The organism is Erythrobacter sp. HI0063, from assembly GCF_001635685.1.
Classification (GTDB): Bacteria; Pseudomonadota; Alphaproteobacteria; order Sphingomonadales; family Sphingomonadaceae; genus Qipengyuania.
Genome location: NZ_LWFF01000327.1, coordinates 1 through 12,166, shown reverse-complemented (window position 1 = coordinate 12,166; position 12,166 = coordinate 1). Strand labels below are relative to the sequence as shown.

The 12,166-nt window shown below is 65.1% G+C and carries 11 protein-coding genes and 1 tRNA gene; 7 read left to right on the top strand and 5 right to left on the bottom strand.

Annotation, left to right across the window (positions count from 1 at the left end):
• Window positions 1-461, top strand: a 461-nt coding sequence (locus tag A3736_RS13710; protein ID WP_197465611.1) for an SPOR domain-containing protein, incomplete at its 5' end; no start/stop codon positions are given.
• Here the strand turns inward: A3736_RS13710 and A3736_RS13705 are convergent.
• Together A3736_RS13705 and A3736_RS13700 are read right to left on the bottom strand one after the other, a co-directional pair.
• Window positions 458-1,690 (bottom strand): dihydroorotase family protein, encoded by a 1,233-nt coding sequence (locus A3736_RS13705; RefSeq protein WP_067684068.1) that lies wholly within the window; start codon window positions 1,688-1,690, stop codon window positions 458-460. The two genes, A3736_RS13710 and A3736_RS13705, sit on opposite strands and share 4 nt — an antisense overlap.
• Window positions 1,687-2,703, bottom strand: a complete 1,017-nt coding sequence (locus tag A3736_RS13700; RefSeq protein WP_067684066.1) for an aspartate carbamoyltransferase catalytic subunit — start codon at window positions 2,701-2,703, stop codon at window positions 1,687-1,689. Before A3736_RS13700 ends, A3736_RS13705 begins: the two co-directional genes overlap by 4 nt.
• Window positions 2,704-2,823: 120 nt before the next feature.
• Between A3736_RS13700 and sppA the strand changes: the two genes are divergently transcribed.
• From sppA to A3736_RS18055, 3 genes are all read left to right on the top strand, one after another.
• On the top strand, window positions 2,824-4,716 hold the full coding sequence (sppA, locus tag A3736_RS13695) for a signal peptide peptidase SppA (protein WP_067684063.1): 1,893 nt from the start codon (window positions 2,824-2,826) through the stop codon (window positions 4,714-4,716).
• 102 nt (window positions 4,717-4,818) lie between these two features.
• Window positions 4,819-4,893: transfer RNA gene (locus A3736_RS13690), tRNA-Val, on the top strand.
• A 174-nt stretch (window positions 4,894-5,067) separates the two neighbouring features.
• Window positions 5,068-5,754 carry a hypothetical protein gene (locus A3736_RS18055; RefSeq protein ID WP_233999390.1) on the top strand — a complete coding sequence of 229 codons (687 nt, stop codon included), beginning with the start codon at window positions 5,068-5,070 and terminating at the stop codon, window positions 5,752-5,754.
• Window positions 5,755-6,996: 1,242 nt separating this feature from the next.
• Here A3736_RS18055 and A3736_RS13670 read toward each other — a convergent pair.
• Complete coding sequence (locus tag A3736_RS13670; protein ID WP_067684051.1) at window positions 6,997-7,809, bottom strand: hypothetical protein; 813 nt, start codon at window positions 7,807-7,809, stop codon at window positions 6,997-6,999.
• A gap of 116 nt (window positions 7,810-7,925) precedes the next feature.
• Window positions 7,926-9,146 (bottom strand): S8 family serine peptidase, encoded by a 1,221-nt coding sequence (locus tag A3736_RS13665; RefSeq protein WP_067684070.1) that lies wholly within the window; start codon window positions 9,144-9,146, stop codon window positions 7,926-7,928.
• 34 nt (window positions 9,147-9,180) lie between these two features.
• Between A3736_RS13665 and A3736_RS13660 the strand changes: the two genes are divergently transcribed.
• Complete coding sequence (locus tag A3736_RS13660) at window positions 9,181-9,720, top strand: RNA polymerase sigma factor (RefSeq protein WP_067684048.1); 540 nt, start codon at window positions 9,181-9,183, stop codon at window positions 9,718-9,720.
• Window positions 9,717-10,439, top strand: a complete 723-nt coding sequence (locus tag A3736_RS13655; RefSeq protein ID WP_067684045.1) for a hypothetical protein — start codon at window positions 9,717-9,719, stop codon at window positions 10,437-10,439. Before A3736_RS13660 ends, A3736_RS13655 begins: the two co-directional genes overlap by 4 nt.
• 168 nt (window positions 10,440-10,607) lie before the next feature.
• Here A3736_RS13655 and A3736_RS13650 read toward each other — a convergent pair whose 3' ends face one another.
• Window positions 10,608-10,967: a hypothetical protein gene (locus tag A3736_RS13650; RefSeq protein WP_067684042.1), complete on the bottom strand. Its 360-nt coding sequence runs from the start codon at window positions 10,965-10,967 to the stop codon at window positions 10,608-10,610.
• 253 nt (window positions 10,968-11,220) lie between these two features.
• On the opposite strand from A3736_RS13650, the gene A3736_RS13645 reads away from it, so the two are divergent.
• Window positions 11,221-11,700: a MarR family winged helix-turn-helix transcriptional regulator gene (locus A3736_RS13645; protein WP_067684040.1), complete on the top strand. Its 480-nt coding sequence runs from the start codon at window positions 11,221-11,223 to the stop codon at window positions 11,698-11,700.
• The last annotated feature ends 466 nt before the right edge of the window (window positions 11,701-12,166 follow it).

Below are 12,166 nucleotides of genomic sequence, written 5' to 3'. Positions count from 1 at the left end.
CCGTTCCGGCAGCGGCATCGCGCACCGTTTCGCAGGCCTTCGCCGAACCGAAAGCCCCCGCCGCCCGCGTGGCCGCTCCGGCGCCCGTTCGCTCCACAGCATCGGCCACACCGGCATCGCGGGCTGAAACCGCACCCTCCGCCCCGGCCAAGACCTTTTTGGCGCAGAGCGGCGATTACCGCGTCCAGCTCGGCAGCTATTTCTCGATGTCCGATGCGCAACAGGCCTGGAAGATCTTCCAGCAGCGCCACCCCGAACTGGCGGGCGCCGAAAAAGTGATCACCAAGGCCAAGGTAAACGGCAAGATCTATTACCGCGTCGCCGCAGCCGGCTATGCCGAAACGAGCGCGCGCAGCCTGTGTTCGCTGGTCAAGAAAGGCGGCGGCGGCTGCATCGCTTATGCGGCGAACAATCCGCTGCCCGGTGCGATCGAGACCAATGTTCGGATGGCCGCGCGTTAAAGGCCTACCGCGACACCGCCCTTGAACAGCGCGATCACCCGGCCTTGCGTCGGCTGACCGTCGAAGGGGGTGTTGCCCGCGCTCGCTTCCATCTTGCGGCGATCGACGATCCACGGCTTGTCGGGATCGATGATCGCGATATCCGCCTCGTACCCTTCGACGAGCGCCCCGGCCTCCACACCCAACAGGCGTGCGGGGGCCGACGCGCACAGATCGAAAACGCGCGCCATGTCGATCGCGCCATCCCGCTCCAGCGTCAGCAGCATGGCCAGCAGCGTCTCGGCCCCGGCCATGCCCGGCTCGGCATCGGCGAAGGGCAGGCGCTTGTCCTCGACACCGCGCGGATCGTGCCCGCTGGAGACGACATCGACAGTTCCGTCCGCAATGGCCTCGATCACGGCCTGACGGTCGTCTTCGGGCCTTAGCGGCGGCGAGAGGCGCATGAAGCTGCGGAATGTCGCAATGGCGAGATCGGACAGCATGAAATGGGCGGGCGTCACCCCTGCCGTGACCGCAAGCCCTTTCGCCTTGGCCGCGCGGATCAGAGAAAGCCCTCCACGCGTCGTCACCTGCCGGAAATGGATACGCGCGCCAGCCATTTCGGCCAGCGCCAGATCGCGCGCGATCGCCAGCGTCTCCGCCTCGGCAGGCGCGCTGGGAAGGCCGAGCCGCGTCGCCATTTCCCCCGCCGTCGCCACCGCGTCGCCCGCGAGCGCGCCGTCCTCGGCATGGGCGACTACCGGCAGGTCGAGCATGGCGGCGTAGGTCAGCAAGCGCAGCATGACGCCCGTATCGCCGATCCAGCGCCGCCCGGTCGCAATCCCGCGCGCGCCCGCTTCGCGCATCAGCGCCGCTTCGGCGAGCGATTCGCCTTCGAGCCCGCGCGTCGCCGCGGCGAGCGGATGAACCCAGAGATCGGGCTTGCCGCTTTTCGCGATATACGCGACGCGGCTGGGCAGATCGAGCGGCGGGGACTGATCCGGCATCAGCGCCGCGCGCGTGATTCCGCCGAAATGGAAGGCGGGCTTATCGACGGCGAAGACTCCGTAATCCACGAGGCCCGGCGTAATAAGCCGCCCGCGCGCCTGGACGATCTCGTCGCCCTCTTCGCCTTCGATATCGCCCAGCGCGGCGATGCGCCCGTCCACCAGCCGGATCGCGCCTTCGCGCACGCCGTCTGGAAGGACCAGCCTGCCGCCGGTGATCGTGATCGGCCGTGCCTGCTTCATGCCCAGCCCTCCACGCCGCGCGCGCGGCGGGTCAGCACATCGAGACAGGCCATGCGGATCGCCACGCCCATTTCCACTTGGCGCGTGATGATCGACCGGTCGAGCATGTCGGCCACGTCGCTGTCGATCTCCACCCCCCGGTTCATCGGGCCGGGATGCATGACGAGCGCTTCGGGCGCCGCATTGTCGAGCCGTTTCTTCGTCAGCCCGTAGAGATGATGATATTCGCGCGCGGACGGGATGAACTGGCCGCTCATCCGCTCGGTCTGGAGGCGCAACATCATGACGACGTCCGCACCTTCCAGCGCCCGGTCGAAATCGTGGAAGACGTCCGCGCCCATCATTTCGATTCCCTGTGGCATCAGCGCAGGCGGCGCGCACAGCCGCACGCTGGCGCCCAATGCCTGGAGGCACAGGAGGTTCGAACGCGCGACCCGGCTGTGAAGGATGTCGCCGCAGATCGTCACCGTAAGCCCCGTGAAGTCCTCGCTCGGCTCGCCCCGGTCGGCCAGCGCCTCGCGCAGGGCAAGCGCGTCGAGCAGCGCCTGCGTGGGATGTTCGTGCTGCCCGTCGCCCGCATTCAGGACCGGACAATCGACCAGTCCCGCGATAAGTTGGGTCGCCCCGCTCGATCCGTGACGGATCACGATGCCATCGGCGCGCATGGCGTTGAGCGTGATCGCCGTGTCGATCAGCGTCTCGCCCTTTTTCACGCTGCTGGTGGCGGCGTGCATGTTGACGACATCCGCGCCCAGCCGCTTGCCAGCGATCTCGAAGCTCAACAGCGTGCGCGTCGAATTTTCGAAGAAGGCGTTGATGATGGTGAGGCCGGCCAGCGTATCGTGATGTTTGTGCCGCTTGCGGTTCAGATCGACCCATTGTTCCGCCTCGTCGAGCAGGAACAGGATTTCATGCCGTTCGAGCTGCGCGATGTCTGTCAGGTCGCGATGCGGGAAGGCGAGCCGACCCGCCGGGTAGCGGCCGCTGGAGGAGGAGATTTCGGGCGATGCCATTAAAGCCAAGCCCCTAATCGAGCCCCGTGGGCCGCTCAAGCATTATCGGTGGCGCTTGTCCGGCATCGCTCCTAAACCCCCGAGCAGAAGCCGATAGCCGAGATTGATGGGGACGATGGAATGAAATTCGCAGGCCGGGTGTGGCGCTTGCTGGTGGGTATCAAGGACGGGCTGGTGCTCGCCTTCATGCTCCTGTTCTTCTTCGCGCTCTACGCGGTGCTGACCGCGCGGCCCAGCCCGGCACAGGTGCGCGAAGGCGCGCTCGTGCTCGCGCTCGACGGCGTGGTGGTGGAAGAACGCACCCCGATCGACCCGTTCCAGGCGCTGCTTTCGGGCAGCGCGCCAATTGGCGAATATCAGGCCCGCGATCTCGTCCGCGCGCTGGACACGGCGGCGCGGGACGAGCGCATCACCGCCGTGGTGCTCGATCTCGACAGTTTTCTGGGCGGTGGGCAGGTCCATCTGCAGGATATTGGCGAAGCGATCGACCGCGTTCGCGCGGCGGACAAGCCGGTGCTGAGCTTCGCGACCGCCTATGCCGATGATGCGTTGCTCCTGGCCAGCCATGCCAGCGAAATCTGGGTAGATCCGCTCGGCGGCGCGGCCATCGCAGGGCCCGGCGGCGGCAATCTCTATTTTGGCGAACTGCTCAAGAACCTTGACGTGAACGCGCGCGTCTATCGCGTGGGCGAATATAAGAGCGCGGTCGAACCGTACCTGCGCAACACCATGTCCGAAGAAGCGCGCGAGAACTATTCCGCGCTTTACGGCGCGCTGTGGGGCGAATGGCAGGCGCATGTGAAGAAGGCGCGGCCCAAGGCGAACATCGCGCTCGCCACGACCGATCCGCAGGCCTGGCTGGCCGCATCGGGTGGCGATCCCGCAACTGCCGCGCTCGCCGCGGGGCTCGTCGACAAGCTCGGCAGCCGCGACGAATTCGAAGCGCGCGTGGTGGAACTGGTCGGCGCGGACGACTGGTCGAGCGAGCGCAACGCCTATCCTGCGACCGATCTCGACCCCTGGCTCGAAGACACCGAACCTGCGGCACAGGGCGGCGCCATCGGTGTCGTCACCATTGCCGGCGAGATCGTCGATGGCGACGCCGGGCCGGGCACGGCGGGCGGCACGCGCATCGCCGACCTGCTCGACGAAGCTCTGAACGACGATCTCGCGGCGCTGGTCGTGCGCGTCGATTCGCCCGGCGGCTCCGTCCTCGCCAGCGAGGAAATCCGCCGCGCCATCCTGCGCCACAAGGCGAACGACATTCCCATCGCCGTCTCCATGGCGAATGTCGCGGCGAGCGGGGGATACTGGGTGTCCACGCCTGCCGACCGCATCTTTGCCGAGCCGGAGACGATCACCGGATCGATCGGCATCTTTGCGGTGATTCCGACATTCGAAAACCTCGCCGCGCGCATCGGCGTTTCGACCGACGGCGTGCGCACTACGCCGCTTTCGGGCCAGCCGGACCTGATCGGCGGCTTCACTCCGCAAGTCGATGCGATGATCCAGTCGGGCATCGAAGACGGCTATCGCGACTTCCTCACCCGCGTTTCGCGGGCGCGCAATCTCAGTATGGAACAGGCCGATCGCATCGGTCAGGGCCGCGTCTGGGATGGCGGCGCGGCCCGCCAGATCGGGCTGGTCGACCAGTATGGCGGCTTGCAGACCGCGATCGACTGGGCTGCGGAAGAAGCGGGCCTCGAGGAAGGCGGCTGGTACGTCGCCTATCTCGGCGACGAACCCGGCACTTACGACACGCTGCTGCGCCAGTGGCTGATCGGCGACGAGACCGAAGCGCGCGCCGATATGACGGCCCTGTTCGCGCGGCGCCAACAGGCGCTCGCCGGAAGGGTCGAGGCCGACCTCGATCGCCTGCTCACGACCGAGGGCGCACAGGCCTATTGCCTCGAATGTCCGCAAACGCCCACGGCCAGGACCGCGCGGATCGGCGGCATGGATGGCGGGCTCGACGGGTGGCTGGGCAAGCTTGCCGCGCTGATCCTGAATTAGGCAATCCGGCGGAGCGCATTTTCGCAGCTCCCGCTTGCCAAGCCGCCCCACCTTGCGTAAACGCGCGCCCCTGCCCGGCAGCTAAGCGCTGCCCCATCGGGCGGGCGCGTAGCTCAGTGGTAGAGCACACCCTTCACACGGGTGGGGTCGCAAGTTCAATCCTTGCCGCGCCCACCATCTTTTTAATGACTTTGAAAAGATGGACGGCGTTTCCATGAAAAAAACATGAAAAACCTGGGTGGACATCCCCGAACATCAGCGAGGACCTCGGCGCGACGATTGTTCGAGCAATCGCCGGCTTGATCGATTTGCATAGCCACAACGAACCAGAGGGTTGCCGCATTTTCGCGATTGGCTGACAAATATGCCCGTTCAAATTCGAGAGAAAGCATGTCAGCCCATCAACCAGTCCTTCCGGCCAAGGAAATCGAGCTCGTTAGGTCCAGGGATTTCGAAAAAGCTGATGCTCTGCTAGCCGGCTTCGCCGCGGCCGGCCCGATCAAAACTTATGCTCTCGTGCGAGAGATAAGACCCGCTGGGGGTCCGACCAAGGTAGTGCGCGACGCTCAGATTCCGGCCCAAGATTGGGAGAGGATTGTCGCATCAAAAAAGATTCAAGCCGCCCTAGACGGTGGAACGGTTCGGCTCGAAGGATCGCTCCTACAGGGAGGCACCCCGTCCGTCCTCATAACGGGAATCAGCTTCTCCGAAGCCGCGCTCATCAAGGTCCTCGATAGATATTGCGTAGATTCACCTGTTGGCGTCTCAAAACAGTCTAGCGGCTGCGATGCGCACGCTACGACGAAAGGCATCGCCCCATCCATTGCGGCTTCCGAGGCAAAGAAGGGAGGCGTGCAACCGATCAGGCCCGGCGATCTTACCGCGCCGGTCGCTCAGACCGAACAGGCGACTGGGTTAGGTCGGACGACAATCGACAAGCTTATGCGAGATGGCACGCTGGTCAGGAAAAAAGTCGGCAGACGAACTCCGATCACGGTCGAAAGCATCGAGCGATTGGTTGGTGCGAAGGTTGCCTGACAAATAATAAATGCGAAGTCGATCAAGGCCGCCGCGAAGTCGAAGACGATCAACGCGAAGGCGTTCTCTCCGAGAGCGAGGAATGGCGATTTCTCGATGCCTTCGAAAACCGTCTTCGCGCGATCGGTCTCGCTCTGATAGATCGAAAGCTCGCCATGCGGAAACTGGCGGCGACGGAGGCTGCATACACCGACAAGCAGACGGGCGAGATGCTCGGCATTGCTGATCTCTCCGATTTTTTGCTGACCGTTCTACAGACACCTGACCCGGACGCCTCTGTCGGAGCTCTTTTCCGGATAACAGCGACCCGCTTATCGGACGGCGTTGTGGTCGCGACTGTTGCTGGTGGTGGAGAAGGAAGACCGAAGGGACCGGGCCGCTTTGTAGCCGGATCATACGGATTTTAACGGATGAGGCCTGAAGCCGTGGATGTAGAAGAGGCAGGAAGCAACCTCGCCCAAGCGGTGCTAGCCGCGATGAGTGGTGTTTGGAATTCCCCCAATGCGTTACCTACGCGCCCGCACTTGCGGCCACCGTATTGCGGACGTCGAAGTCGTCGGGTTCGCCGACGACGGAATTGGTCGCGGAGGCGAAGGGTATGGCGCGCCCGAACCGGCGCGAGACCTGTCCGGTTACCCCATATTCGAATTCGCCCGTACCCAGCGCCTTTTTCGCGCGCGGCGGTGAGCACCTTTACATTGCCCGCGACGAATGCGTTCACGCCTCCGGTCGGTACGAGATAGTCGGCCTGGACTAGGACCTCCACGATCCCGTCGCGGGTGACCTCACGGCGCTCGGTCGATGGACGGGAGAGGAAGGGCAGTGCAAGCAGTCCGCCTTTGCCGACAGTGAGATCCTCGGGCCCTGTCGTGGAGACGTAAGGCACCGACGCGGTCAAGGAAAACCGCCCGGAGCGGACGGCCAGACCCGCGCTGGCGCGCGTAGGTCTCGTACTCCCGATCATCAATATTGTCGGTGATATAGTCCGCCCCCGCGAGGAGCGAGACAGCCGTTTCGAAACCGGTATCCTGCCGAGGGGTGGCATCCGCCTACTGAGCCATTACTGGCGCGCCGGTGACCAGCAACAGGGCGGTTAATGCCGCGATCCGCATGGGGGGTATCCTCGTGTCTGACGTACCGTCAGAGCAGCAGGCCGAAGCGTCGAAATCGGGGTCGGCTGAGGGTCGGGCCGCCCATTCGAGCGGCCCGACCCCACAAAAGTTAGTCAGATTGGCGGACGGCTTATTCGCCAGAAGCGGCGCCCGACGCCGATCCTTCCGCTGCGATCAGAACCGAACCGCTGCCCGAGAAGCTGCGCGAGGGGATGGTCGCGAGGCCGTCCCTGGTCTGGACCACCAGCTGACGGACTTCGCCGGCGCGCGTCGCCACGATATCGCGCACCGTTCCGAGCCGCTCGCCCGAGGGAAGCTGCACCGGCATGCCCGGAGCGACGGCAAAGGCGCCCTCGCCCTCGGCCGCACTGCTGCCTGCAAGGGCGAGCATCCCGCCACCGATCATGCCGCTCCCATTCGCCGCGCCGCTGGCTGCACCGTTCGCCGAACCGGTGACGTTGCCGATCTGGCCTGCCGTCCCGGACAAACGGTCACGCGCAGCGCCGACGGCCGGGGTGGCGACATTGCGAACGGTGGAGGTGGCCCCACGGACCGCGCCGGTTACGGCATCGGTCCCGATCAGCTGCGCATCGGCGCTGCCCGATCCCGAGGCGCTGGCCGAGTTCGCGCCACTAGCCGAGGCGTTGCCCGTCTGACTGCCCAGCACCTGGCTGGTCGCGCCATCGAGGCTGGTGTCGACACTGCGATCGACGGCGACGCTGCCGCTGCGGCGGTCGACGGTCTGGCTGCCGCGAGTAGAGGCTTCGCCGCGCAGCGTGCCACGCGTGCTCGAACGCAGCGTTTCGGTCGAACCGCGCAGGGTCGAATTGACCGAACCGCCAAGCGTGCCGGTGACGGATTGGCCGACTCCGCCCAGAAGCTGTGCGTGGGCAGGCGCGGTGAACATTGCGAGAGCCGACGCGGCGAGCAGGAGAGTCTTCATGATAAGTTCCTTTCATCTGCGGATGCGAAAACAGGGGGGATGCATCCGCTTGAAAGGAAAACGGGTGGGCCGGTGCGCTTAATCCATCGCTGCCGAAATTTTTTCAGCGCCTCCGCTCAGCGCCCCGTACACGTCGCGCAGACAAGGCCGCGACCGAAGACATCGTCCGGCCCCTTGCGCCCCAGATCGATCGCTTCCCGGTCGAGCGCGCTGCGCCAATCGCCGCCCTGCCCGATCGCTTGCGCCACGCGCGCAGCGACGAGCGGCGTGGCGAAGGAGGTTCCGCGCAGCTTGATCCGATTGCCCTTCGCATTGCGGCCGTAAATATCCGCGCCCGGCGCCGCATAGTCGAGATTGAGCGCGCGCCCCGCCTCGATCAAAGCGCGGCGCTTGCCATCGACGGCAGTGACCGCGACGACACCGGGATAGGATGCGGGATAGGCCGGCGGAGCGGCGGGACCGTCATTGCCGACCGCCGCCACCACGACCACGCCCCGGTTCTGCGCCGCGCGCACCGCTCTTTCGAGGAGGGCGTTGCGCGGCCCTACCAGGCTGATCGTGACCACCTTGCTGCCGCGTTGCACCAACCAGCCGAGGCCCTTCGCCATGGCGAGCGCATTCCCGCCTGCCTTGTCGGTCCCATAGACGTCGGCGACGCGGATCGTACCGGCGCCTGCGTGCTGAAGCAGGAAGGCGACCGAACTTCCGTGATGGCTGGGATAAGGCGCTCCCTTGGCGAAGCCGCGGGTTTCCGCGACCGTGATCGACGGTCCGGTCGCTCCGTCGATCATGCCGACCGACGCGGACCGTCCGGTCGAGGCCGAAGAAGCGGCGGATGCGAGCGCGCCGTCGGCAACACCGGCCTGAAAATGGAGATTGTCCGCCACGATCTCGGCCTCGGGCAGGAGGAGCGCCAGCGCGCTCTGCGCTTCGGCGAGGGATAGACCGGCGGGGACGCTCACGCGCACCAGCGACAGGCCCAGCCCTTCGACCTTCTCGCGCGACAAGACGGTGAAACCGGCCTGGAGCGCGGGAGCCAAAGCAGTGGCGGGCACATCCATGACGATCAGTTCGCCGCGCCGTGCGGGCGCGCCGCGAACGTCCAGTTCGATGATATCGGGGTTGGTCCGCACCAATTGCTCGACCGTGCGCAGCCGGTCGCGGGCGAGCCTTTCGATCGTCCGCTGCAAATCCGCGCGCGTTTCTCCCAGCGCGCCGAGACTGTCGCCTACCACGCTGCCGACCGGCGGCAGGGGCAGGCGCGGCAGAGCGATCTGCGCGGCGAGAGGGGCCGCGATCAGAGCCAGAGCGGCGCACAGAAGAGGGACAATTCGCATCGAGGCCTCGGCAATCGGATAAAACGCATTAAGCATGGATGAAACGAGCGCCCCCGTCCGTTTAATCCCATGGAAGGCAGAGACACTGAACACCGCTTTCGAGACAGACTTGCTGGCCCTGCTACCCCGATTGCGTCGGTTCGCGATCGGGCTGTCCGGCAATCCGTCCGACGGTGACGATCTGTGCCAGATGACGATCGAGCGCGCGCTCGCCAATCGCTCCCGCTGGGAGCAGGGCACGCGGCTCGACAGCTGGATGTATCGGATCATGCGCAATATCTGGATCGACGAGGGCCGCCGAACGACCCGCAGCCTGCAGACCTTCGTGGACGAGGAAGCGGGTGTCACCATCGGCGGCGACGGGGCGCAGGAAGCCGTGGTCGAACTCGGCAATGTCGATCGCGCAATGCAGTCGCTACCGCCCGATCAGCGCGAGGCGGTGCTGCTCGTGATGGTGGAAGGCTATGCCTATAAGGAAGCCGCCGAGATCGTGGGCTGTCCGGTCGGCACGCTCAACTCGCGGCTCGTCAGGGGCCGCGATGCCCTGATGCAGATGCTGGGAGACGAAGCATGAGCACCCGCGTGACGCCTGAAGAGATCGCCGCCTTCGCGGACGGGGAATTGCCGGCCGGGCGGGAAGCCGCGATCCGGGAGGCGATTGCCGCCGATCCCGAACTGGCGAAACAGGTGCAGCGGCATCGCGCCCTCGCCGCGCGATTGTCGCAGCATTATGCGCCCGTGCTGGAGGAAGGGGTGCCGGACCGCCTGACGGATCTCCTGACAGCGCGGAAGGACAAGACGGTGGTCGATTTCGCCGCCGCGCGCCAGAAGCAGGAGGCGCAAAAACGAGAAGCTCCGTCGAGGCACCCTCATTGGGGGTGGATCGCAGGGCCCGCGCTGGCCGCCTCGCTAGCGATCGCCGTCATTCTGGGTGACACCAATACCGGGCCGGGGGCCGGATATGCCGGTCCTCAGCTCGCCGCAGTGCTCGACGACCAGCTCGTTGCCGAGCAATCTTCGGCGGCTGAAACCCGCGTGCTGTTGTCGTTCGAGGATAAAGGCGGCCAGTTTTGCCGCGCTTACAGCGGCGTTTCGGGTGGCGGCATCGCCTGCCGCGACGACGAGGGCTGGAGAATCGAAAGCCGGTCCGAAGGAGGCGAAGCCGCCTCGACAGATTTCCGCATGGCGGGCGCCGATGATGGCGCGATCCTGGCGGAGGCGCAGGATATGGCGACGGGCCCCGCTCTCGACGCGGCGGCCGAGCAGGCCGCACGCGAACGTGGATGGCGCTGAGCGGCCCGCGATAGCTTTCCCGGCTTTCGCTTTCCGGTGGGCTTCTGCCCTGATCTGAACGCGAAGAAGGAAGGATCGGGGGCTGGTCCGATCCTTCCTTCAGGGGTGGCCGCATCCGATCAGGGATGCGGCCCGGGGGGCTACTGATTCTGGTTCGCTGATCCAGGCTCAGTCGACGATGATGACCCGGCCCATGCGATAGCCGCGCTCGGCCATTTCCTCGACATAGTGGACGCGCTCGTGCTTCAACTCGCGCGCATATTCTTCCCAGGCATCGCGATGGTCTTCCAGATCGCTCGCGCGGCGCAGATCGCTCGACAGCTCCTTCTGCGCTTCGGTCACGTCGATGCGGTAATCGAACCAGAACCTGTTCTCGATGCCGGCAATCGGCGCGGTGATAATCAGGGCCTCTTCCGCACGCGCCATCTGCTCTTCGTAAAGCATCGGGATGGCAGCGCTCACGGCGGTCGCCCCGATCGCTCCGGTCAGGGCAAGGGCGAGGAACGGGATTGCGGCGGGTTTGGTCATCGATCGTCTTCCTTTCATGCGCGGCCGGGTCGACCCGGTCGTCTGAGAGGGAAACGAAACGCCCGATGGTTTTAATCCGTTCGGCGACAGATTTTCCGATTTTAATCGGGCTTCGGAAATCGCGCGCGCGACTTCCCGACTGCATTGAGGACCGGACATCCGCTTCGGAGACCAATGTCGGCATCGGGAATGACGCTCGGTCCAACGGGCGAAGAGCTTGCGCCCATCAATGGCTCTCGCCTAAGCGAAAGCCATGGATCAGCCCGCCCGATCGCACATGGATGACGAGCACCTCCAGGTCGCCCGCCTCACGCGGGGACTTGCCTCGCATCTGTTGGAACGTGCGACGATAACGGCACGCCATCACGGCCTCGGCGTCACCGAAGTGCGAGCGATGGAGCAGCTCTATCTGACCGGCCCGATGACCGCCGGCGAATTGGGCACGAGCCTCGCGTTGACGAGCGGATCGGTGACGGCGCTGGTCGGGCGCTTGCTGAAGAACAAGCTGGTGGTGCGCACGCGCGACGAAGACGATCGCCGCAAGGTGTGGATCACCATTGCGCCCGACAAGGCCGACGAATTCATCGCGCCCTATCTAGACACGATCAAGGGCGGGAGCAGGGTCGTGAAAGGCTTCTCGAAGGAAGACCGCCAGACCGCGGTCCGCTTCCTCGAAGCGTATTACCAGGCCTCGGCCATCGGGACCGAGGATCTGCGCAAGACCATGCGCTGATACAGCGTTCCGATTGTCTTTTCGGCGGGCCTGCAATCCCAGGCTGCGTCTCCCCCAGTGCGTCAGTTCCTCGCTTCCAGGCGGTATAAATTCCAGATGCGAATTGTCCCGGCAGCGGCGCGACACCTTTTTCTCTTTATGACCAAGCTTCTTGATAGCTGAGATTTCTTGGCTATCATCACGTGCGCCCGAATAGCGCCGAGAGTTTTTGGAAAGCGGCGCAGAGTGAATGACCGGATCGGAGCGTCCGCATTCGACACTGCGATAAGGATGCGGACCCCCGCCCTCTCGATGCGCCATGAGAAGGAATCCTAATCGATGGCCGTGTTGAAACCGCTGGGCGATGCAGAGATGGACGAGCGGCAGCGTCGCATGATGGACGCGATGCTGGTGCGCGGACGCGACTACAATGTGTTTCGCACCATGCTGCACCATCCCGCTGCCATGGAGGCGTTTCTGGGATGGG